This window comes from Herbiconiux gentiana (genome assembly GCF_024978135.1).
GTDB classification, from domain to species: domain Bacteria; phylum Actinomycetota; class Actinomycetes; order Actinomycetales; family Microbacteriaceae; genus Herbiconiux; species Herbiconiux gentiana.
In genome coordinates this window covers 555,905-576,892 of record NZ_JANTEZ010000001.1, presented here as the reverse complement: position 1 = coordinate 576,892, position 20,988 = coordinate 555,905, and the positions used below count along the sequence as shown (strand labels likewise).

Annotated in this window: 19 protein-coding genes; 11 read left to right on the top strand and 8 right to left on the bottom strand. The window is 73.5% G+C overall.

The window, feature by feature from the left end:
* Nucleotides 1-88: 88 nt before the first annotated feature.
* The 4 genes from NVV95_RS02635 (at nt 89) to NVV95_RS02620 (ending at nt 3,247) form a co-directional block, all read left to right on the top strand.
* A complete protein-coding gene (locus NVV95_RS02635) occupies nt 89-1,009 on the top strand; it encodes a nucleotidyltransferase family protein (protein WP_259484976.1) in 921 nt (306 codons plus the stop codon).
* Between the two features lie 55 nt (nt 1,010-1,064).
* Nucleotides 1,065-2,036 carry a diacylglycerol/lipid kinase family protein gene (locus tag NVV95_RS02630; protein ID WP_259484975.1) on the top strand — a complete coding sequence of 324 codons (972 nt, stop codon included), beginning with the start codon at nt 1,065-1,067 and terminating at the stop codon, nt 2,034-2,036.
* Between the two features lie 100 nt (nt 2,037-2,136).
* Nucleotides 2,137-2,484 carry a hypothetical protein gene (locus tag NVV95_RS02625; RefSeq protein ID WP_259484974.1) on the top strand — a complete coding sequence of 116 codons (348 nt, stop codon included), beginning with the start codon at nt 2,137-2,139 and terminating at the stop codon, nt 2,482-2,484.
* Between the two features lie 13 nt (nt 2,485-2,497).
* Nucleotides 2,498-3,247 (top strand): DUF429 domain-containing protein, encoded by a 750-nt coding sequence (locus NVV95_RS02620; RefSeq protein WP_259484973.1) that lies wholly within the window; start codon nt 2,498-2,500, stop codon nt 3,245-3,247.
* Nucleotides 3,248-3,257: 10 nt separating this feature from the next.
* Here NVV95_RS02620 and NVV95_RS02615 read toward each other — a convergent pair whose 3' ends face one another.
* Both NVV95_RS02615 and NVV95_RS02610 read right to left on the bottom strand, forming a co-directional pair.
* Complete coding sequence (locus NVV95_RS02615) at nt 3,258-4,766, bottom strand: LssY C-terminal domain-containing protein (protein WP_259484972.1); 1,509 nt, start codon at nt 4,764-4,766, stop codon at nt 3,258-3,260.
* A gap of 4 nt (nt 4,767-4,770) precedes the next feature.
* Nucleotides 4,771-5,523 carry a class I SAM-dependent methyltransferase gene (locus NVV95_RS02610; protein WP_259484971.1) on the bottom strand — a complete coding sequence of 251 codons (753 nt, stop codon included), beginning with the start codon at nt 5,521-5,523 and terminating at the stop codon, nt 4,771-4,773.
* Between the two features lie 169 nt (nt 5,524-5,692).
* Here NVV95_RS02610 and NVV95_RS02605 point away from each other — a divergent pair, with 169 nt between their 5' ends.
* Nucleotides 5,693-7,564: a cellulase family glycosylhydrolase gene (locus NVV95_RS02605; protein ID WP_259484970.1), complete on the top strand. Its 1,872-nt coding sequence runs from the start codon at nt 5,693-5,695 to the stop codon at nt 7,562-7,564.
* 95 nt (nt 7,565-7,659) lie between these two features.
* Here the strand turns inward: NVV95_RS02605 and NVV95_RS02600 are convergent, their stop codons facing one another.
* Nucleotides 7,660-8,850, bottom strand: a complete 1,191-nt coding sequence (locus tag NVV95_RS02600; RefSeq protein ID WP_259484969.1) for a geranylgeranyl reductase family protein — start codon at nt 8,848-8,850, stop codon at nt 7,660-7,662.
* 189 nt (nt 8,851-9,039) lie between these two features.
* On the opposite strand from NVV95_RS02600, the gene NVV95_RS02595 reads away from it, so the two are divergent.
* Nucleotides 9,040-9,933 (top strand): oxygenase MpaB family protein, encoded by an 894-nt coding sequence (locus tag NVV95_RS02595; RefSeq protein ID WP_259484968.1) that lies wholly within the window; start codon nt 9,040-9,042, stop codon nt 9,931-9,933.
* A 126-nt stretch (nt 9,934-10,059) separates the two neighbouring features.
* Here NVV95_RS02595 and NVV95_RS02590 read toward each other — a convergent pair whose 3' ends face one another.
* From NVV95_RS02590 to NVV95_RS02580, 3 genes are all read right to left on the bottom strand, one after another.
* Entirely contained in the window at nt 10,060-10,935 is an 876-nt protein-coding gene (locus tag NVV95_RS02590) for an ABC transporter ATP-binding protein (RefSeq protein WP_259484967.1), read from the bottom strand.
* A 90-nt stretch (nt 10,936-11,025) separates the two neighbouring features.
* Nucleotides 11,026-11,574 carry a protealysin inhibitor emfourin gene (locus tag NVV95_RS02585; RefSeq protein ID WP_259484966.1) on the bottom strand — a complete coding sequence of 183 codons (549 nt, stop codon included), beginning with the start codon at nt 11,572-11,574 and terminating at the stop codon, nt 11,026-11,028.
* Nucleotides 11,552-12,619, bottom strand: coding sequence for a M4 family metallopeptidase (locus NVV95_RS02580; protein WP_259484965.1), 1,068 nt, complete (start codon nt 12,617-12,619; stop codon nt 11,552-11,554). The genes NVV95_RS02585 and NVV95_RS02580 overlap by 23 nt, the downstream gene beginning before the upstream one ends.
* Nucleotides 12,620-12,753: 134 nt before the next feature.
* On the opposite strand from NVV95_RS02580, the gene NVV95_RS02575 reads away from it, so the two are divergent.
* Both NVV95_RS02575 and NVV95_RS02570 read left to right on the top strand, forming a co-directional pair.
* A complete protein-coding gene (locus NVV95_RS02575) occupies nt 12,754-14,439 on the top strand; it encodes an Ada metal-binding domain-containing protein (protein ID WP_259484964.1) in 1,686 nt (561 codons plus the stop codon).
* The gene (locus NVV95_RS02570) at nt 14,436-14,945 is read left to right on the top strand and encodes a methylated-DNA--[protein]-cysteine S-methyltransferase (protein ID WP_259484963.1); all 510 of its coding nucleotides are present in this window, start codon (nt 14,436-14,438) and stop codon (nt 14,943-14,945) included. The genes NVV95_RS02575 and NVV95_RS02570 overlap by 4 nt, the downstream gene beginning before the upstream one ends.
* Nucleotides 14,946-14,977: 32 nt before the next feature.
* Here the strand turns inward: NVV95_RS02570 and NVV95_RS02565 are convergent, their stop codons facing one another.
* Complete coding sequence (locus NVV95_RS02565; protein WP_259484962.1) at nt 14,978-16,027, bottom strand: LLM class flavin-dependent oxidoreductase; 1,050 nt, start codon at nt 16,025-16,027, stop codon at nt 14,978-14,980.
* A gap of 144 nt (nt 16,028-16,171) precedes the next feature.
* Here NVV95_RS02565 and NVV95_RS02560 point away from each other — a divergent pair, with 144 nt between their 5' ends.
* The gene (locus tag NVV95_RS02560; RefSeq protein ID WP_259484961.1) at nt 16,172-17,041 is read left to right on the top strand and encodes a universal stress protein; all 870 of its coding nucleotides are present in this window, start codon (nt 16,172-16,174) and stop codon (nt 17,039-17,041) included.
* A gap of 106 nt (nt 17,042-17,147) precedes the next feature.
* Nucleotides 17,148-18,158: a DnaJ domain-containing protein gene (locus NVV95_RS02555; RefSeq protein ID WP_259484960.1), complete on the top strand. Its 1,011-nt coding sequence runs from the start codon at nt 17,148-17,150 to the stop codon at nt 18,156-18,158.
* Between the two features lie 67 nt (nt 18,159-18,225).
* Here the strand turns inward: NVV95_RS02555 and NVV95_RS02550 are convergent, their stop codons facing one another.
* A complete protein-coding gene (locus NVV95_RS02550; protein WP_259484959.1) occupies nt 18,226-19,200 on the bottom strand; it encodes an NAD(P)H-quinone oxidoreductase in 975 nt (324 codons plus the stop codon).
* 119 nt (nt 19,201-19,319) lie between these two features.
* Between NVV95_RS02550 and NVV95_RS02545 the strand changes: the two genes are divergently transcribed.
* The gene (locus tag NVV95_RS02545) at nt 19,320-20,945 is read left to right on the top strand and encodes an AMP-binding protein (protein ID WP_259484958.1); all 1,626 of its coding nucleotides are present in this window, start codon (nt 19,320-19,322) and stop codon (nt 20,943-20,945) included.
* The last annotated feature ends 43 nt before the right edge of the window (nt 20,946-20,988 follow it).

Genomic DNA, 20,988 nt, shown 5'->3' with positions numbered 1-20,988 from the left:
CTGAGGCTCTCGGGCGCGCCGGCGCCGCTGAGTCGCGCCGTCGCGCCCGGCCCCGCCCGGAGTAGGTTCGTCCTCGGGAGGTCGAGCCGTGCCGGATGATGTCGCCGAAGCCACGCGGTCGTACGGCGACGCGCTGACGCCGTCGTCGATCGTCGTCGACGAGACGAAGCTCCTGCGCTCCCACGTCGGCAAGGCGCTGCTGCACAGCCCGCGGGTGCGTCGGATGCTCGACACCGGGTCGTTCGCCCACGGCACGGCCGTCGCCGGCCGCAGCCGCCTCGACTGCCTCGTCGTGCTCGAGGGGCCGAGGCCGCGCAGCCTCGCCAAGGCGCTCGACACCCTTCGGGCGGCCCTCGTGGAGGGCGCGGGCTCGACGGGTGCGCCGGCCTCGGCGCTCGGCGTCTTCGCCTCGCGCCCGGAGAACGGGGACTCGCTCGTCATCGACCGGCCGGGCACGGCGGGGCTCCGGCTGATCCCGTCGTACGGAGCGACGGGCGGGGGCGCTGGTGCGGGCGCGAGCGCGGGCGAGGTCGAGACCGTCTGGGTGCCCGATGCGGCGCACCACTGGGCGCCGCACCTCCCGGGGTCGCGGGAGCTGCTGCTCTCCCGCATCGACGACGACGGGGCGCTGCGGGCACTGATCCGGCTGCTGATCGCCTGGAAGCACGAGCAGGGGGTCGGCATCAGCTCCTACTACCTCGAGACGATCGCGCTGCGGCAGGCGCTGCAGCAGCGCTCGTTCAGTCTGCTCTGGGACGTCTGCTGGGTCTGGGAGCGCCTCGCGAACGACGGCCTCGTGCCGCTGCCCGACCTGACGAGCCCCACCGGAACGCAGCGCGTGCTGCCGAAGGCGTCGCTCGGGCGCTCGATCGAGGAGCAGTTCGCCGTCGAGCGCGCGGCGTCCACCGCGCGGGCCGCGATCAACGCCTACATGGACGGCGACACCGAGCAGGTGGCGCGCTGTCTGCGTGCGCTGTTCGGCCCCGGCTTCCCCGCCGTGACCGACTAGCCCGGCACCCGCAACGGGGTGGGGGAGCGGGTTCCCTCCTGGTACGGTCGCCACAATGACCTCACCCCGCGCAGCGCTCGTCTACAACCCCATCAAAGTCGACCTCGACGCCCTGAAGGCCGCCGTGGCGGCCGAGGAGGCGGAGTCCGGCTGGGCCGAGACCCTCTGGCTCGAGACCTCCGTCGACGACCCGGGCCAGGGCCCGGCGAAGAAGGCGCTCGAGGAGGGCGTCGACCTCGTCATCGCGGCGGGCGGCGACGGCACGGTGCGCGCGGTCGCCGAGGTGCTGGGTGGCACGGGCGTGCCGATCGGCCTGCTCCCCTCGGGCACGGGCAACCTGCTCGCGCGCAACCTCGACCTCACCCTCGACGACGTCGAGAACGCCCTGCAGACGGCCTTCCGCGGCACCGAGCGGGCGATCGATCTGGGGCAGGTGCGCATCCGTCACGACGACCAGAAGGTCACCCAGCACGCCTATCTCGTGATGGTGGGCCTCGGCCTCGACGCCAAGATGCTCGCCGCCACCGACGACGAGCTGAAGGCCAAGGTCGGCTGGCTCGCCTACGCGAAGGCGGTCGCCACGGTGCTGCGCGACAAGAACCAGCTGCGGCTGCGGTACAGCCTCGACGGCAAGGAGCCCCGCAGCGTGCGGGCCCACACGATCATGGTGGGCAACTGCGGGTCGCTGCCGGCGAACATCCTGCTGCTGCCCGACGCGGCGGTCGACGACGGCCTGTTCGACATCGTGCTGCTGCGGCCGGAGGGCTTCTTCGGCTGGCTGCAGATCATGGGCAAGATCTTCTGGGAGAACGGGGTGCTGCGGCGCACCACCGTCGGCCGGCGCCTGATGGGCTCGGCGAAGGAGGTGCGCGCCCTCAACTATCTGCGCGGTCAGGAGCTCGTGCTGCGACTGCGCCGCCCCGAGGAGATCGAACTCGACGGCGACGGGTTCGGCAAGGCGATCGCGATGAAGACCTGGATCGACGCGGGTGCGCTGCAGGTCAAGGTGCCGCAGAACGAAAATTAGCCTTACACCACAGGCCTCTTCGCGACAACCCGGTAAAACCTGTCTGACTTATTGCTAGTCTCTCTAATAATCAGTCAGGGGTAATCAGAAGGGCGTCGACATGGCACTGCTCACGAACATCACCGCGGTGCGGGCCCCGCGCCACGAGGCGGCCACGCCGATCGTCGCCCCCCTCAGCTGGGCGACCCCGGAGTCCAAGCTCTGGATCGCCTCGCGCTCCGGGGAGTACGCCGGCATGATCGAGTACACCGAGGGCCACTTCCTGGCCACCGGCTCCACCGGCTTCGACCTCGGTGGCTTCAGCGACCTCGGGCAGGCCATGTCGGCCGTCGACCGCGGTCCGATCGCCGGGCGCCTCCCCGTCGGGGTGCTCTCGAACGTCGCGATCGTCTCGGCCGTCGTCGCGCTGTCCATGGTGGGCATGGGGCTCACCGTCATCGCCGCCTGATCCGTCCTCCGTCGTGCTGACCGCGGGGGTCGACCTCGCCGCAGAGACCCGGGGCACCGCGCTCGCGGTGGTCGAGTGGTCGGCGACGTCGGCCCGGCTGCGGTCGCTCGAGACCGCTGTTCCGGATGCGCGCATCGTCGCCGTGGCCGAGGATGCCGTGTCGACGGGCATCGACTGCGCCTTCGGCTGGCCCGACGAGTTCACCGTCTTCGTGGCCGCCCATGCGCGCGGCGAGCGGATCGACGGGGACTTGACCGGCATGCCGTGGCGCCGCACCCTGGCCTACCGCGAGACCGACCGGGTCACCCGCGAGGTGACCGGTCGCTGGCCGCTGAGCGTCTCCACCGACCGGCTCGGCCTCACCGCGATGCACTGCGCCGCGTTGCTGCAGAGCATCGGCGACCGTCTGGGGCCGGTCGACCGCTCGGGCGCCGGCCGGGTGGCCGAGGTCTACCCGGGTGCGTCGCTGCGGCTCTGGGGCTTCGACACGCGGGGCTACAAGACCGACCCCGGGGTGCGGGCACGACTTCTCGGCGAGATCGGCGAGCGGATGCCCTGGCTCGACCTCGGCGCGTCGGCCGACATGATGGCCGCCGACGACGACGCCTTCGATGCGGTCGTGGCCGCGCTCGTCGCCCGAGCCCACGCCCTCGGACTCACACCGCCGCCGCCCCCCGAGCAGGTCGAGCGGGCGCGGCGCGAAGGCTGGATCGCACTCCCGCCCCGCGGGCTCGACACGATCGCGCCGCGCCCGGCACCCTGACGCCGAAGGCTCAGAGCGCCCGCCGCTCGGCCTTCTTCACCCGGGGCCGCCGCGCGTAGTCGCGCGCCCGCCCGCTCGACAGGGCGATCAGGATCAGGATGTCGAGCGACACCCCGATCAGGTTCGTGCCGAGGGTGATCCGGGCGCCACCCAGGTGGTCGATCAGCGCGATGACGATGTTAATCGTGCTGAACAGCATCACGAGCACGCGCGCGACGTTGCTGCCGAAGAACATCAGCACCCCGAACAGCAGCTGCGCCAGCCCGAACAGCGCCGAGATGACCACCACCCCCCAGAGCACGAGCTCACGCGCATCCACCCCGGCCGGCAGCTCGTCGCCCGTGTCGATGGTGATGAGGTCGCGCACGCCCTGCCAGTCGAACACCACCGCCGCGATGATGAACAGCGGCGAGAACGCCCGCAGCACCACGACGGCAGCGCCGAAGACGATCTGGGCCGGGCGCCGCACCGTCTTGTCGGGCACGGGCGACGCGTTCGGCCCGACGTGCGGGGTCGGCACCGGGGCGTGCACCTCGGCGGCGGCCTCGAGCGTCGGCGTCACGGCGCGCAGGTCGATCACGGGCAGGTCGCCGTCGGTGACGATCGCGTCGCCGCCGCCGTTGCGGGAGTGGTAGCCGGTCGCGAAGTCCTTCAGCACGTCGACCTCGGCGGCCGGGACCGACTGCTCGATCGTGGCGACGATGTGGTCGCGCTCGACGTCGGTGTTCTCGTCGATCTTGTGCGTGATCTGCAGCGTGAACAGCGAGAAGCCGACGGCACGGTCGTAGGTGCCGGCGGCGAGCCAGTCGGTCTTGTGGCCGCCGGGGAGCAGCCAGTCGTCGGGGCAGCGCCAGAACCGCACGTGGTGGCGCTTGGCGGGGTTGCCCTTCACCTCCTGCTGATAGGCGAAGTCCTGGTTGCGGCCGAAGAGCATCAGCGGGCTGACCGGCGCCTCGTCGTAGCTGCGGCGCAGCACGGTGGAGCGCACGATGCGCAGACCGCTGGCGAGGCTCAGGTCGTCGGCCCGGGTCCAGCCCGCCGCCTTCATCGCGGTGTGCAGCTGCTCCTCGGCGCCCAGCAGGCCGAGGTTCACCGGATCGCCGAGCAGGCCGTCGCTCGTGCGGGTGCGCCCGATGAAGTAGTTCGGCACGTAGATGTTGGTCAGGATGCGATGCAGCCGCGGCAGCGCGATGTAGGCCACAAGCACCCAGAACACGAGGTAGAACCACACCTGCGCCCAGCCCGACTCGAAGCCCTGCGTGAGCACGAGGTAGGCCAGCCACACGGCGGCGGCCCCGGCGATGACGAAGAAGAGGTTGTCGAGCACCGCGTTCAGCGAGAAGCCGCGCAGGCGGGTGCGCGGGCCGTGTCCGGGCACGCGCTCGCCGGTGGTGACGGGGGTCGGCGCGTCGGGCATGGCTTCACGATAGCGGGCCGCCGCGGGGGCGGGGAGCGTCGCGTCGGCGTCGGCGTCGGCGTCGGCGTCGTCGTCGTCGGCGGGGGTCGCGCCGCCGGGCATCCGCTCAGATCGGGCGGGCGATGGTGACGCGGGTCAGGTAGGGCAGCGGGTAGCGGTCGAGCCCCGCGAGTTCGGGATGCGTGTCGAGCAGCTCGTCGAGGCCGGCGAGCAGCTCGGCGCGAGCGGGTTCGTCGAGCGCGATCACGCTGCTGCGCGAGGTGACGAGGGAGTGCAGGGCGGGCCGGTCGAGCTCGTTCGTCCAGCGGAACTCGGCGTGCGCGTCGCGCCGCAGCGGCTCGGCGACCGGGGGAGCGACCGTCTCGTACTCGTCCGCGATCGAGGCGCCGATCACCTCGGTGAGGCGGTGCACCCAGTCCACCGACTCGTCCCGTACGTTCCAGACCAGCGCCAGCACCCCACCCGGTCGCAGCACCCGCGCGGCCTCCCGCGAGGCGGCCTCGACGTCGACCCAGTGCCACGACTGGGCGTAGGTCACCACGTCGGCCGAATCCTCGCCGAGCGGCAGCCGTTCTCCGGTGCCCTCGACGGCCGTCACGGCGGGCAGGTTGCGGGCGAGGCGCTCCCGCAGCAGGGCGTCGGGCTCGACGGCGACGACGGATGCGCTGCGAGCCGGCAGCGAGGCGGTGAACTTGCCCGTTCCGGCGCCCACGTCGACCACGTCGGGGCGGGCGCCGTCGTCGGTGGCGGCCTGCGACAGCAGCCACTCCACGGCGTCGTCGGGATAGCCCGGGCGGCCCGCGTCGTAGGCGGCCGCCTCGGCGCCGAAGCTCTGCGCGTACTGCCGTTCCTTCGCCATGCGACCATCCTCGCACCGCGGGGGCGGCGGGCGGGTAGTCTCGTGCGAGCGGGGTCGGGCTCGGGTTCGGCGCACGACGCGCGGGCTCGGTGTATGACGCTCGGGTTCGGTGTACGACGCTCGAGTTCGGCGCACGACGCTCGGGCCTCGCGGACGACAGGGGGACGACATGGTGGGATGGCGGGCCGGCGCGGCCGCGATGCTGCTCGTCGCGGCGATCGTCGGCACGGCGTCGGCGTCGGCGGCATCGGCCGCGTCGGCGTCGGCTCTGCCCGGCGACGTCGTGCCGACGCCGGCGCCCCGCCACAGTGGAACCGCGGGCCCCGGCCCGATCGGATCGGGGGAGTCGATGTCGCCGGTACCCGCCACACCGCAGGACGAGCCGACCCCGGCCCTGCCCTCGACGCCGGGCAGCGCATCCGTCGCCGGCGACCTCTCTGCCACCCTGCCCGGCGCGCTGCACACCGACGGCGGGCGCATCGTCACCGCCGACGGCAGCACCTACGTGATCAAGGGCATCTCGTGGTTCGGCATGGAGACCACCAACTGCGCGCCGCACGGCCTCTGGTCGATCAGCCTCGACGCCGGACTCGCGCAGATCGCGTCGATGGGGTTCAACACCGTCCGCCTGCCGTTCTCGAACGAGTGCCTCGCGCAGCCGGTGACCACGTCGATCAACGCCTTCGAGAACCCCACCCTCGTCGACCTCAGCCCGCTGCAGCTGATGGACGCCATCGTGCAGGCGGCGAAGTCGTACGGCCTGAACGTCATCCTCGACCGGCACCGCCCCGACTCGGCGGGGCAGTCCGAGCTCTGGTACACCGACCGCTTCCCCGAGGAGGCGTGGATCGCCGACTGGCAGATGCTCGCCGAGCGATACCGCTCCGAACCCTCGGTGATCGGCGTCGACCTGCACAACGAGCCGCACGGCGCGGCGTGCTGGGGGTGCGGCGACTCCTCGGTCGACTGGCGGGCCGCGGCCGAACGGGCGGGCGACGCCGTGCTCGCCGTCAACCCCGAGCTGCTCGTCATCGTCGAGGGCGTCGAGCGGCAGACGTCGGGCGACACCACCTGGTGGGGTGGCGGGCTCGCCGACGCCGGGAACGACCCCGTGACGCTCAGCGTGCCCGACCGGGTGGTCTACTCACCGCACGACTACCCGGCGTCGATCTACGCGCAGACCTGGTTCTCCGACCCGGCCTACCCGGCGAACCTGCCGTCGGTCTGGGACGCGAACTGGGGCTACCTCGCCCGCGAGGAGATCGCGCCGGTGCTGGTGGGGGAGTTCGGGTCGAAGCTCCAGACGACGAGCGACCGGCAGTGGTTCGAGAACATCGTGTCCTACCTCGGTTCGAGCGGCATCAGCTTCTCGTACTGGTCGTTCAACCCGAACAGCGGCGACACGGGCGGCATCGTGCAGGACGACTGGGTCAAGCCTCAGGCCGAGAAGGTGGCTGCACTCGGGCCCCTGCTCGGGCCGGGCACGGTCGTGGCGCCGCATGCGCCGGCGCCGGCGGCGGGTACGCCCGTCCCGTCCGGCACTCCCGTCCCGTCCGGCACTCCGACACCGGTTCCGGATGCTCGGCCCGGCACTCTCGCCCCCACGACGACTCCCGTCCCGACGCGCCCGGCGACCCCCGGTGCCCGCATCGGCGGCACGGCCCGCGACGGCGCACCCGGACCGACGGGCGGAACCACCGGCACCCCGACCCCGACCCCCACCACTCCCGGGTCGTCGTCGGCCGACGACCTCTCGGCGGCCTGGTCGCTGCAGAGCACCTGGGACGAGGGTTACGTCGCCGAGCTCAAGGTGAGCAACACGGGCGGTTCCGCCGGCTGGACGGCGTCGTGGGCCGACCCCGGAGCCACCGCCGTCGTGAACTCGTGGGGGATGCGCTGCGAGCTCGCGGGCGGGGTGATCACCTGCACCGGGGCCGACTGGGGGACGTACATCGCGCCGGGGCAGACCATCACGGTCGGGGCGCAGGTGCAGTCGACGTCGACGCCCAGTGCGCCGGCGGTCACGCTGACGGCGAAGTAGCGCTCGGATCCCGCGTTCGGGTCTCGGCACTCGGTCTCGGCGCTCGGGTCTCGGCGCTCGGTCTCGGCGCTCGCGTCTCGGCTTCTCGCCCTCGGTCAGGCGAGGCGGCGGGCCACGGCCAGCGCGATCGGGTGCCGTCCGAGGCGCGCGAGCGACGTCTCGCCACGGCAGAAGCGCGCGAACCAGCGCGCGCCCCAGCGGGTGCGCAGCAGGCCGTGCACCAGGCCGCGGCGCCGCTCGAAGACACGCAGCAGCTCGGCACCCCGCACCTGCTCGGGTTCGAGCGCGCGGCGGATGCGGTCGGAGTAGACGTCGAGGTCGGGCATCCGCTCGTCTGACGAGGTCACCGCGGCGGCCGCCGACTGGCCCGCCCAGGTGCCGGAGCGGAGGGCGAACGAGATGCCCTCGCGGGTCCACGGTTCGAGGAGGCCTGCGGCGTCGCCCGCGACGAGCACGCGCCCGCGGCGCACGGGGGAGCCGGGCGTGCGCCACTGCGTGAGGTGCCCGGAGGAGTGCAGCGTCTCGGCGTGCTCGAGGCCGAGGTGGCGGCGCCAGGCGGCGAGGTACTGGCGGGTCTCGTCGGGGCTGCCCTTCTGCTGGATCACGCCTACCGTCAGCGAGTCGCGCTTCGGGAACACCCACGCGTAGCTGCCGGCCGGAGCGCCCCAGTCGAGGCGCACGCGGTCGCGCCAGTCGGCAGCGTCGTCGGGCATCGCGACCTCGTCCTCGAGGCCGAGGTCGACGCCGCCGATCTCGACGCCGACGTGGCGGGCGGTTCGCCCTCCGGTGCCGTCGGCGCCGATCACGATGCGGGCGGCTGCGGTGGTGCTGCCGGTGGCGGTGGCGGTGCGTACGAGGACCGGTTCGGCCGGGTCGTCGGGGGCCTGGAGCTCGCGCACGGCCACGCCGTCGACGAAGACGGCCCCCGCATCCGTCGCGGCCTCGACCAGCGCCTGGTCGAACTCGGCCCGCCGCACCATCGCGAGGTACGGGGACGGGCGCCGCAGCAGGAACGGGCGGGCGAAGCGGTCGGTGACGAGCGACTCGCGCACCCGCGACTCGACGGTGTGCCGGGCGGCCTCGGGCACGTAGCGCAGCGACTCGCCGAGGAGCCCGCCGCCGCAGGTCTTGTAGCGCGGGAAGGGCGCGCGGTCGAGGAGCAGAACGGATGCTCCGCCCTCCGCCGCGGCCCGCGCCGCACTCGCACCGGCGGGGCCCGCGCCGATGACGATCACGTCCCAGACGGTGCGGTCGGCCGACCACTCGGGGGCTGCGTTCTCGGGCATGATGCCGAGCCTACGACTCGCCCGCCTCCGCGGCCGCCCGCCGGCGCGTCGGGCCGACGGGCGACCGGGCGACGGGGTGGCCGGGTGGTGGCCGGGCTTCCGGGTGGTCAGGCGAGCGGCGGGCGGGCGACCGTCGGCGCATCCGCCGGCTCCGCCGGGCGCTCAGCCGCCGGTGGTAGCGTCGGCCGCATGGTCAGGCTCGCGGACATCGCGCCCGAGGGCATCCTCCTCACCGGGGCCGGACGGGCGATCCTGCTGCAGATCGCGCTGCCCGGGGTGGGTTACGGGGTCGCGCGGCACAGCGACTTCGCGTCGCGGCCGATGAGCCGCCTGAACGCCACTCTGAGCTACATCTACGCCCTGTCGAACGGCGACGCCGACGACATCCGCCGCATGCGCAAGGCGGTCAACCGTGCGCACGCCCCGGTCGCGAACCCGCCCCGCGGTGCGTCCGTCTCACCGACGGCCCGCCCCGGCGTGCCCGCGGATGACGACGCCCCGCCGACCACCCAGCCCGGTGCGGGCGCCGACGCGTCGCCGGGGAGCGACGGCGTGGGCGCCGAGGGCGAGCCGCGGTACGACGCGCGCGACCCCGAGCTGCAGTTGTGGGTGGCCGCGACGCTCTACGACACCGCGATCACCGTGTACGAGCGGGTGTTCGGACCGCTGGCGCCCGACGAGGCCGAGCGGGTCTACCGCGAGTACGCCGTGCTCGGCACAGCCCTCCAGATGCCGGCCGAGCTGTGGCCGGTCGATCGCGCGGCCTTCGCCGAGTACTGGAACGGGATGCTCCCGAGGCTGTCGGCCGATCCGCCGATCCGCGCGGTCGCGCGCGAGCTGTTGAAGGCCGAGAAGGCGGCGCTGCCGATCCGGGTGGCGATGCCGCTCGCCCGCTTCGCGACGATCGGCCTTCTGCCGCCGCGGGTGCGCGGCCTCTTCGGCTTCCGCTGGACGTCCGCGCAGCAGCGCCGGCTCGACCGCCTGTTCCGCGTCGTCGGCCCGGTGTACCGGCGGCTGCCCCGCGCCGTGCGGCACCTCCCGCAGCGCCACTACCTCGGCACCCTGGCGCGCCGGTACCCCTGACCCCGCACCACGGGCTGGGCGTCGCCGCGCATCCGGGCCTCGGGCGGGGCACGGGATGGGTCACCGTCGACCGCGCCGTCGAGGGTTGCCGAGCATCCGTCGCCCGGCCGCCCCGGATGACGGGCGTCAGTCGCGGAGGGCGCCCGAGCGCGCGTGCCAGCGGCCGCGTCGGTGCTCGATGTCGATGGGGTGGTCGAAGCAGGCGGTGACGTTCGCGGTGGTGAGCACCTCGGTGGCGGGGCCGATCGCCGTGATGCGTCCGTGGGCGAGCAGCAAGGCGTGCGAAGTGGACGTCGGCAGCTCCTCGAGGTGGTGCGTGACGAGCACCGAGGCGAGGCCGGGGTGCGTCTCGCGCACGCGGTCGAGGGTGTCGAGCAGCTGCTCGCGGGCGGCGACGTCGAGGCCGGTCGACGGTTCGTCGAGCAGCAGCAGCTGCGGGTCGGTCATCAGGGCGCGGGCGATGAGGGTGCGGCCGCGTTCGCCCTGCGAGAGGGTGGTCCAGGGCTCGTGGGCGCGATCGGCCAGGCCGAGCAGCTCGACGAAGGCGTCGGCGCGCTCGAGGTCGTCGGCGGCCGGCTGCCACCGCGGCACGATCTCGACCGAGCCGGTCAGCCCGGTGAGCACCACCTCGCGGATGCTCAACCCCGACCCGAGCGGATGCCGCGGAGTCACGTGCCCGATCGACCGCCTGAGCGCCTGCAGCTCGACGCGCCCGATCCGCTGACCGAGCACGTGCACCTCTCCGCCCGACGGATGCTGCACCGCCCCCGCGAGGCTGAGGATCGTGCTCTTCCCGGCTCCGTTCGGCCCGATCAGTGCCCAGTGCTCGCCGGCGCGCACGCCGAACGACACGTCGTCGAGCAGCACCCGCCCCTGCCGCACGAACCGCACCCCGCGGAACTCGAGCACCGTCGCGCCCGCCGAGCCGGCCTGGCCGTCGGCTCCGGCCTCCCGTGGGCGACGCCACGCGGATGGGACGGGGGACGACGGGACCGAGCTCATCCGTCCATTCTCGCCCGCGCGCACCCGTCCGCCCGTCGCCGGGCGCACACACCGTCCGCCCGCCGCCGGATGGGCGGGCGGCGACGGGATTCAGCGCCGGGAGGCGTCCTTCACCCGGTCGACGAGGTCGCGCCACGGGCCGTCGAGGTGCTGCTCGGGCACGCGCGCGCCGTGCGAGACCTCAGGCTCGTCGGGCGCGTCGACGAGCACCCGGATCGTGTAGACGAAGCGGTCCTCGCCTCCGGGCGCCGGGTCGGGGGCGTCCCACGGGCACGACTCCACGAGCGACAGCCACGAGTCGACGTCGTTCTGCTCCGAGACCTCGATGCCCCAGCGCGGAGACATGCCGGCGACGCCACCCGACCGGGTCACCGTGATCCGAAGCTCGCGCCCAAGCGCGTCGGACGGTGCCGGAGCGGGCTCGGCCGGATCGACAGCGGCCGGAGCGGGCTCGGCCGGATCGATAGCGGCCGGAGCGGGCTCGGCCGGATCGATAGCGGCCGGAGCGGGCTCGGCCGGAGCGGGTGCGGCCGGATGGGACGAGGCCGGAGCGGGCTCGCCCGGTTCACCGCCCGCGGGCTGCTGCGGCCGCGGGGCGTTGGGGTCAGGGTAAGGCTCAGGGGGATTCGGCTCGGTCATCGCTCCTCACGCCCACGGTAGCCCATGCCGACGCGATCGCGGCAGCCTCGGCGGAGTCGTCGCCGAACCGCGACGAGGCCGCCAGCACGGTCGCGTCGGCGAAGGCCGCGAAATCGGCCGTGGGCGAGAGCGACCCGGTGATCGCGTCGTACCAGACCTGCCCCGCCCGCTCCCAGGCGAAGCCGCCGAGCTCGATCGCCGCGAGCGCGAACGCCCGGTTGGCGATGCCCGAGTTCAGGTGCACCCCGCCGTTGTCGTCGGCGGTGTCGACGTAGTCGTCCATCGACGCCGGCTGTGGGTCTTTGCCGAGCACATCGTCGTCGTAGGCGGTGCCGGGCGACAGCATCGAGCGCAGCGCTCGCCCCTGCACCGCCTCGGTGAACAGCCCCTCGCCGATCAGCCAGCTCGCCTCGTCGGCCGTCTGCCCCAGCCGGTGCTGCTCGACGAGGGCGCCGACGACGTCGCTGAACGACTCGTTCAGCGCGCCCGCCTGCCCTTGGTACTCCAGCGCGGCCGTGTACTGCGTGACGCCGTGCGCCAGCTCGTGCCCGATCACCGACAACGACGCCGTGAAGCGGCCGAACACCTCGCCGTCGCCGTCGCCGAAGACCATGCGCTGCCCGTCCCAGAAGGCGTTGTCGTAGTCGACGCCGTAGTGCACCGTGGCGTCGAGCGGCAGCCCGCGCCCGTCGATCGAGTCGCGGCCGAAGGCGTCGGCGAGCAAGGCGTAGGTCGCGCCGAGCCCTTCGTAGGCCTCGTTCACCGCCGGGTCGCCCGACACGGGGTCGCCCTCCCGCCGCACCGCCCGCCCGGGCAGTGTCTCGGTGCCACCGGCGTCGGAGATGGTGCGCTGCGGTGCCGCGTCGTCGGGCGCGACCGGCTGCCCGGGCACGGGGGGCACGAAGGCCTCGCGCCGACGCTCCTCGCGCAGTGGCGGATCAGCCAGCAGTGACCGACGGGCCGCCTCGGCAGCCCGCTGCATACCGTCGGCATCGGTCTCGGCGATGCGGGCCAGCAGGTACGGGGGAACGATCGAGTGCGCCATGTGCCGACCCTACGGCCACCCTCCGACACCCGCACCGATCGCGGCCGCCGAGCGCCGCCCGCGCGCCACCCGCCCCCCACTGCCGTGTCCGATTCCCGCTAGAGCCGAGCGGATGCCCGTGCGAGACTCCCTCCATGGACTTCGCCGAGCGCTACCGCATCATCTCCTCGCGCGACCCCCGCTTCGACGGTCAGTTCATCACCGCCGTGCGCTCCACCGGCATCTACTGCCGCCCCAGCTGCCCCGCCCGCACGCCGAAGGAGCAGAACGTCACCTTCTACGAGACCAGCGCCGCCGCGCACGAGGCGGGCTACCGCGCCTGCAAGCGCTGCCTGCCCGAGGCCGTCCCGGGCACCCCCGCCTGGAACCTCCGCGACGACCTCGCCGGCCGTTCCATGCGCCTCATCTCCGACGGCGTCATCGAACGCGAGGGCGTCGACGGCCTGGCCCGCCGCCTCGGCTACAGCCCACGCCACCTCACCCGGGTGCTCACCGACGAGCTCGGCGCGGGCCCGCTGGCCCTCTCGCGGGCGCATCGCGCGCAGACCGCCCGCACGCTGCTCACCTCGACGAGCCTGCCGATGGCCGACATCGCGTTCGCCGCCGGCTTCTCGAGCATCCGCCAGTTCAACGACACGATCGCCGAGGTCTTCCAGCTCACCCCCACCGCGATCCGCGAGCGCCAGTCCCGCCACGACAGCCAGACGCCGGGTTCGATCACCCTCGCCCTGCCCTACCGCGAACCGTTCGATCTGTCCGGCGTGTTCACCTGGCTCGCCGTCCGCGCGATCCCCGGTGTCGAGCACCTGGGCGTCGACACCGAGGGTGGATTCGACTCCTACTCGCGGTCGCTCGCCCTCCCCGGAGGCGCGGCCTGGTTCACGGTGCGGCGCCCGGCGGCAACCGGAGCACCGCGTCTCATCCTCGACGCGCACCTGACCGCGCTCGGCGACCTGCCCGTGCTGGTCTCGCGCATCCGCCGGCTGTTCGACCTCGACGCCGACCCCGTCGCGATCGACGAGGCGCTGGTGGCCGGGGGCGAGGCGTTCGCCCGGCGGGGCGGTGCGGCCACGGCGGCAGGCCAGGCGCTGGTGGCACGGGTCGCGGCGACCCCGGGCATCCGGATGCCCGGTGCGGTCGACCCCGCCGAGATGCTGTTCCGCGCCATCGTCGGTCAGCAGATCACCGTCGTCGCGGCACGCACCCTGCTGCACCGGCTCACGCTCGCGGCCGGCTCCGCGTTCCCCGCTCCGCCGCCGGGCACCGCCCCGGATCCGTCCGCCCCCACCCTGCTCTTCCCCACCCCGGCGCAGATCGCCGAGCACGCGGGATCGGTGCTCACCGGCCCCCGCGCCAAGATCGCGACCGTCGTGAACACGGCGGAGCTGCTCGCCTCAGGCGCGCTCGACCTCTCGTTCGGCGACGGGGCCGCCGAGCAGCGTCAGCGCCTGATCGCCCTCCCGGGCATCGGCGACTGGACCGCCGGCTACCTCGCCATGCGCGTGCTGAAGAACCCCGACATCCTGCCCACGGGCGACGTGGCGCTCAGAACCGGTGCGCGCAGGCTCGGGTTCCCGGATGCTCCGCGGGACCTCGCATCCTGGGCCGCCGACTTCGCACCGTGGCGCACCTACCTCTCCCTCCACCTCTGGTCGGCGTCGGCCCCACCGCCCCGCCCGCCCTCGCCCCCGCGCGCCACCCGCACCGCGCATCCCGCCCCCGCGCACCCCGCCGCCGCAGCGCACCCGGCGGCCGCCGATGCCGCCGCCACGCAGCCCACCCCAACCCCGACCAGCCCCACCCCCGAGGAGACCCCATGACCGCCGTGATCGAGTTCGTCGACACCCCCGACGGCCCCTTCGGCCTGATCGCCGACGCCGACGGCCGGGTCATCGCCTCGGGCTGGACGGCAGACCCCGAGGCCCTGCTCGCCCGCCTCGCGCCAGCTCACCGCCAGATCGGCACCACGCCCGGCGAGACCAGGGCGGGGGAGGCGGTCACCGCGTACTACGGAGGCGACGTCCGCGCGATCGACACGGTCGAGGTCGCCCAGACGGGAGGCGACTTCCACCGCGCCGGCTGGGCGGCCCTGCGAACGATCGAGCCCGGGCATCCGCTCAGCTACCAGCAGTTCGCCGCGCACCTCGGACGCCCCACCGCCGTGCGGGCGGCGGCCAGCGCCTGCGCCCGCAACGCGGTCGCGCTGTTCGTGCCGTGCCACCGGGTGCTGCGCACCGACGGATCCCTCGGCGGCTTCGCCTGGGGCACCCCCGTCAAGCGCTCACTCCTGGCACGCGAGGCCACGGCCGAGCCCGGCGCCGCGTAAAGCTGCGCGGCCTCGGCCTGGAACAGCCCACTTCACCGCCCCGGCGTCTCCGCCAGCAGCTCCCGCACCCGCGGGATCACCTGCGTGCCGTACAGCTCGATGCTCGTCATGAGGTTCTCGTGCGACAGCGGCCCGTTCCCGTACTTCAGGTCGAAGCGGTCGACCCCGAGCACCCGCACGGCGTTCGCGATCTTCTGCGCCACCGTCTCCGGCGACCCCACGTAGAGCGACCCGTGCGGACCGGCCTCTTGGTCGAAATGCGCCCGCCCCATCGGCGACCAGCCGCGCTCGCGGCCGATGCGATTCATCTGCGACTGGTAGTGCGGCCAGAGCTGCTCGCGGGCCTCCTCGTCGGTGGCGGCCACGTGCCCGGGGGAGTGCACGCCGACCGGCTGGCGGTCGAAGCCGAACTGGTCGAGCGCACGGTGGTACAGGTCGGCGAAGGGCGCGAAGCGCACGGGGTCGCCGCCGATCACGGCGAGCATCAGCGAGAAGCCGTACCGCGCGGCGCGCACCACCGACTCGGGGCTGCCGCCGACGCCGACCCACGTCTTCAGCAGGCCGGTCTCGAGCTGCGGGAAGACCTGCTGGTCGTTCAGCGGCGAGCGCGTCGAACCCTCCCAGGTGACGGGCTCGCCCGAGCGCACGGCGGCGAACAGGTTCAGCTTCTCCTCGAACAGGCGCTCGTAGTCGCCGAGCTCGAAGCCGAACAGCGGGAACGACTCGGTGAACGACCCGCGCCCGAGGATGACTTCCGCGCGCCCGTTCGACAGCGCATCCAGGGTCGAGAACCGTTGGAACACCCGCACCGGGTCGTCGCTCGAGAGCACCGTGACGGCCGAGCCGAGGTGGATGCGCGAGGTGCGCGCCGCCACCGCCGCCAGCACGACCTCGGGGGCCGAGACCGCGAAGTCGTCGCGGTGGTGCTCGCCGAAGCCGATGAAGTCGACGCCCACCTCGTCGGCGAGCACCGCCTGGTCGACGAGGTTGCGCAGCACCTGGGCCGCGGGCAGCAGGGTTCCGTCGGGGGCGGCGGTCACGTCGCCGAAGGTGTCGAGTCCGAGCTGCAGCTGCTCTGCCATGGTGTGAAGTCCTGTCCGTCGTGAGCGCGTCACGCCATTATCCATGCGTGCGTATGTAATCAGACAACCGGATGCCCGCCCGCAGTATTCCGCGCGGCCCCCGCCTGCCAGACTGGAGCCCGTCACCCGTCGTGAGGAGCCTCCATGTCCGCCCCCATCCTCGTCGGTTTCGACGGATCCGCCGCCGCCCAGACCGCCCTCGACTGGGCCCTCCGCCGCGCCGAGGCCACCGGCTGCGACCTCGAGGTGCTCTACGTCGCCGACACCTCCTGGGACTCGGAGGCCTTCACGGCCGCCCCGCTGCTGCAACAGAAGGGCGAGGTGGTGGCCGCCGATGCCGCCTTCCACGCCGACAGCAAGGCGCCGCACGTCACGGTCACCTCGCGGGTGCGGCGCGGCAATCCGGTCACCGAGCTGGTCGCCGAGGCCGAGGCGATCGGCGCGAGCCTGCTCGTGGTCGGCAGCTACCGCAAAGACCTCTACGAGCGTCTGACCACGAGCGCCGTGAGCCTCCGGGTCGCGGCGTCGGCGACGGTGCCGGTCGCGGTGATCCCCGACCTGCCGGCGACGACGCGTCACGGCGTCGTGGTGGGGATCGACGGCGGTCCGTCGTCGGCTCGGCTCGTGCGCACCGCGCTCGCCGAGGCGCGACTGCTGGACGAGCCGCTGCGCATCCTCACCGCCTGGACGCTGCCGCCCCTGATGCAGCCCGAGTTCACCGACGGCTCCGAGCTCTACGAGGCGCTCGAGCAGCGCGCCAGGGAGGTGGCCGACGAGACGGCCGCCGAGGCCCGCAACGAGGGCGGAACCGAGACGCCGGTCGAGACGCAGGTCGTGCTCGCCGCCCCCTCCGCCGCGCTGGTGACGGCCGGCAAGGAGGCGGCGCTGCTCGTCGTGGGCAGCCACGGCCGGCACGGCATCGGGCGGTTCCTGCTCGGGTCGGTGAGCCACGACGTGATCCTCGGGGCGCAGTGCCCGGTGCTCGTGCTCCGGGTGACCGACAAGGCGTCCTGACCGGTCGTCGCGGCGGCCCGACGCCAGGCGCGCGGCGGCCCCGGTCGCCGATTCCGCTCTGCGCGCATTCGGCGAACACCCCGGAAACGCCCGGTATCGTGAACGCGTGTCCGACAGCCCTCTCGCCCAGAGCCCGTACGAGGTTCTCGGGGTCGGTCCGTCCGCGTCGCAGGACGAGCTGAAGAAGGCCTATCGCCGACTGCTCCGCGAGACCCACCCCGACACCGGGGGCGACTCCGTGCGCTTCGTCGCGGTGCAGCGGGCCTGGGAGCTCGTCGGCGCCCCCGACGACCGCGCGGCGTACGACCGCGGGTCGCGGGGGAGCAGCTCGACCGCGCACACCGCCGGCGCCTCGGGCTCGGCGTCGACCCCGGGCTCGGGTTTCGGGCCCGCGACGGGAGGCCGCGCATCCGGTCGCCCCGCCAGCTCGACCGTGAAGGCCCGCACCTATGGCCACCCCGGCGGCCAGGAGCGCGAGGTCTACCTCACGCTGCTGCGCGAATGGGTGGGCCGCGGTGTGGAGATCGCCGACCCGTACGACCCGGCGTTGGTGCGGAGCGCACCGCGCGAGATCCGCGGCTGGCTCGCGAAGGCCATCGCCGAGGAGTCGACCGCGGGCCTCGTCTCGACGCTCGGCATCGGCTACACGATCTGGAACAACGTGCTCTCGGGCCGCTCGGCCGACGGTGTGCCGGAGACCATCGACCACGTGGTGCTCGGGCCCTCGGGGCTCTACGCCATCCAGTCCGAGGACTGGGGCGGCGAGGTGCGCCTGAAGAAGGACGAGCTGATCGGCGAGACCGTCCACCCCGACGACGAGCCACTGCACGAGCTGCACCGGGCCGCCAAGACGCTCGGCCGTGCGCTCGGTGTGAAGTTCACCGGGCTGGTCGTGGTGGTTCCGGATGCGGCACTCGCCGAACCCGCCGAGGTCGTCGATCGCGGCCGGCTGTCGGGCTCGGTCGTCGTGCGGCGCTCGCTGCTGCCGCAGCTGCTGCGGAACGGCGTCGACGGAGCCGCGGGCGGGCGCGGCGGCTGGGGCGGCGGTGAGCGCACGAGCATCGACCGGGTGTTCGAGCTGCGCACCCGCCTGCAGAACGGCATCCGGCTCGCCTGAGCGGCTCGCCTGGCCGCCTACGCGGCTGACCGGCTGACGGGCCGCCCGGCTGGGCCGCCCGCCCGGCTCACACGACGAGCAGGATCTTCCCGATGTGCGCCGACGACTCCATCAGCCGGTGCGCCTCCGCCGCCTCGGCCAGCGGGAAGCGCGCGCCGATCACGGGCCGCACCCGCCCGTCGGCCACGAGCGGCCACACGGTCTCGAGCACGCTCCGGATGATCTCGCTCTTCTCCTCGGCCGGCCGCGCCCGCAGACTCGTCGAGTGGATCGCGCCGCGTTTCCGCATCAGCGCGCCGAGGTCGAGCGCGGCGGGCCCGCCGCTCGAGGAGATGTTCGCGATCCGCCCGTTCACGGCCAAGGCGGCGACGTTGCGGTCGAGGTAGTCGCCGCCCACCACGTCGAGCACGACGTCGGCGCCCCCGGCCTCGCTCTGCACCCGCTCCACGAAGTCGTCCTGCGTGTAGTCGATCAGGATGCTCGCGCCGAGCTCCCGGCACGCCTCGAGCTTCTCGGCCGAGCGCGCGGTGACCGCGACCCGCGCGCCGAAGGCCCGCCCGAGCTGCACCGCCATGGTGCCGATGCCGCTCGATCCGCCGTGCACGAGCAGGGTCTCGCCCGAGCGCAGCCCGGCGAGCTGGAAGACGTTCGACCACACGGTCGCCACGACCTCCGGCAGCCCGGCGGCGTCGACCAGGCCGACCGAGGCGGGCACGGGCAGCACGTGGCCGGCGTCGACCACCACGCGGGTGGCGTAGCCCCCGCCGCCGAGCAGCGCGCAGACCCGGTCGCCCACGCCGAAGCCCGCCCCCTCGGCGCCCTCGCCCACCTCGGCCACCGTGCCGGACACTTCGAGCCCCGGCCACTCCGGCGCCCCGGGAGGCGGGGGATAGTGCCCCTGCCGCTGGGCGACGTCGGCGCGGTTGATCCCGGCGGCGGCGACGTCGATCAGCAGCTGACCGGGACCGGGGCGCGGATCCTCGACGTCGGAGAGCTCGAGCACGGAGGCGTCGCCGGGACGCGTGATGAGGACAGCCTGCATGACGGCCACGCTACGCCCTGGCCACCTGGAGGCGCCCTGGGTGCGAGAACGCCGGGGAACTTGCGAGAACTCCTCGGTTCGGTGTCGAATAGGCCAACGCCTATCGAAGGAGATAGCTGATGACCCGTTCGTCCTACCCCGACGTCGACATCCCGGAGCTCAGCGTCTACGACGCCCTGTTCTCCGGCATCGCGGAGGCCGACCTCGACCGCGTCGCGCTCGTCGACGGGCCGAGCGGCGACGAGACGAGCTACCGAGCCCTGATCGCGCAGATCGACGCGCTCGCCGGATCCCTCGCGGCCCGAGGTCTCGCGGTGGGCGACCGCGTCGGCATCCTGTGCCCGAACGTACCCGCCTTCGCGACGGTCTTCCACGGCGTGCTGCGGGCGGGCGGCACGGCCACCACGATCAACTCCCTCTACACGGCCGACGAGATCGAGAACCAGCTGAGGGGCGCCGGCGCGAGCTGGCTGTTCACCGTCTCGCCGCTCTACGACCAGGCCGCAGAGGCCGCCGGGCGCGTCGGCATCGACGCCGACCACCTCGTCGTCATCGACGGAGCGGCCGGGCATCCGTCGCTGCGCGACCTGCTCTTCGAGCGCGCCGCACCCCCCGAGGTCTCGTTCGACCCGGCGACGCATCTCGCCGTGCTGCCCTACTCCTCCGGCACGACCGGGCGGCCGAAGGGCGTCATGCTGACCCACCGCAACCTGGTGGCGAACATCCACCAGTGCCGTGACGTCATCCCGCTGCAGCGCGACGACCGGGCGCTCGCCGTGCTCCCGTTCTTCCACATCTACGGCATGTCGGTGCTGCTCGACTACGCGCTCCTGCAGCGGGCCGCGCTGGTGACGATGCCGAAGTTCGAGCTGGCCGAGTTCCTCCGCACCGTGAGCGAGCAGCGCTGCACGTGGGTGTTCATCGCGCCTCCCATCGCGGTCGCGCTGGCCAAGCATCCGCTCGTCGACGACTACGACCTCTCGGGCGTCGAGGTGATCTTCTCGGGAGCCGCCCCGCTCGACCGGGAGCTCGCCAAGGCGGTCGCCACCCGCATCGGCTGCGAGGTGCGCCAGGGCTACGGCATGACCGAGACGAGCCCCGTCACCCACGCGATCCCGATCAAGGGCGACATCGACCTGTCGTCGATCGGGCTCGCCATCCCGAACACCGAGTGCCGGCTCGTCGACCCGGAGAGCGGGGCCGATATCGAGGTGCCTTCCACGGGCACGAGCGCCCCGGGCGAACTCCTGATCCGGGGCCCGCAGGTGATGAGCGGGTATCTCGACGACGAGGAGGCGACGGCGCGCACGATCGAGCCCGACGGCTGGCTGCACACCGGGGACATCGCGACGGTCACCGCGGAGGGGGTCTACGCGATCGTCGACCGGCTCAAGGAGCTGATCAAGTACAAGGGCTACCAGGTTGCCCCGGCGGTGCTCGAGGCGGTGCTGCTGTCGCACCCCGACGTGGTCGACGCGGCCGTCGTGGGGGTGCCCGACGACGATGCGCAGGAGGTGCCGAAGGCGTTCGTGGTGCGCCGAGCCGGCGCCGGCGCCGACGGCTCCCCGTCCGACGCCTCTTCCGAGCTCGACGAGGAGGCCGTGATCGCGTGGGTGGCCGAGCGGGTGGCGCCGCACGAGAAGGTGCGGCTGGTCGAGTTCATCGACGCCATCCCGAAGTCGACGTCGGGGAAGATCCTGCGGAAGGACCTGCGGTCGCGGGTGGGGCGGCACGCGCTGACCTGACTTCCGCTTGATGTTCGGTCGTCGTGCACCCGCCTGTCGGTCG

Excerpts from the sequence above, each read along its gene's own strand:
- NVV95_RS02630 (WP_259484975.1), top strand. The coding sequence starts at position 1,065 with ATGACCTCACCCCGCGCAGCGCTCGTCTACAACCCCATCAAAGTCGAC.
- NVV95_RS02625 (WP_259484974.1), top strand. The coding sequence starts at position 2,137 with ATGGCACTGCTCACGAACATCACCGCGGTGCGGGCCCCGCGCCACGAG.
- NVV95_RS02615 (WP_259484972.1), bottom strand. The coding sequence starts at position 4,766 with ATGCCCGGCGGCGCGACCCCCGCCGACGACGACGACGCCGACGCCGAC.
- NVV95_RS02610 (WP_259484971.1), bottom strand. The coding sequence starts at position 5,523 with ATGGCGAAGGAACGGCAGTACGCGCAGAGCTTCGGCGCCGAGGCGGCC.
- NVV95_RS02605 (WP_259484970.1), top strand. The coding sequence starts at position 5,693 with ATGGTGGGATGGCGGGCCGGCGCGGCCGCGATGCTGCTCGTCGCGGCG.
- NVV95_RS02600 (WP_259484969.1), bottom strand. The coding sequence starts at position 8,850 with ATGCCCGAGAACGCAGCCCCCGAGTGGTCGGCCGACCGCACCGTCTGG.
- NVV95_RS02595 (WP_259484968.1), top strand. The coding sequence starts at position 9,040 with ATGGTCAGGCTCGCGGACATCGCGCCCGAGGGCATCCTCCTCACCGGG.
- NVV95_RS02590 (WP_259484967.1), bottom strand. The coding sequence starts at position 10,935 with ATGAGCTCGGTCCCGTCGTCCCCCGTCCCATCCGCGTGGCGTCGCCCA.
- NVV95_RS02585 (WP_259484966.1), bottom strand. The coding sequence starts at position 11,574 with ATGACCGAGCCGAATCCCCCTGAGCCTTACCCTGACCCCAACGCCCCG.
- NVV95_RS02580 (WP_259484965.1), bottom strand. The coding sequence starts at position 12,619 with ATGGCGCACTCGATCGTTCCCCCGTACCTGCTGGCCCGCATCGCCGAG.
- NVV95_RS02575 (WP_259484964.1), top strand. The coding sequence starts at position 12,754 with ATGGACTTCGCCGAGCGCTACCGCATCATCTCCTCGCGCGACCCCCGC.
- NVV95_RS02570 (WP_259484963.1), top strand. The coding sequence starts at position 14,436 with ATGACCGCCGTGATCGAGTTCGTCGACACCCCCGACGGCCCCTTCGGC.
- NVV95_RS02565 (WP_259484962.1), bottom strand. The coding sequence starts at position 16,027 with ATGGCAGAGCAGCTGCAGCTCGGACTCGACACCTTCGGCGACGTGACC.
- NVV95_RS02560 (WP_259484961.1), top strand. The coding sequence starts at position 16,172 with ATGTCCGCCCCCATCCTCGTCGGTTTCGACGGATCCGCCGCCGCCCAG.
- NVV95_RS02550 (WP_259484959.1), bottom strand. The coding sequence starts at position 19,200 with ATGCAGGCTGTCCTCATCACGCGTCCCGGCGACGCCTCCGTGCTCGAG.
- NVV95_RS02545 (WP_259484958.1), top strand. The coding sequence starts at position 19,320 with ATGACCCGTTCGTCCTACCCCGACGTCGACATCCCGGAGCTCAGCGTC.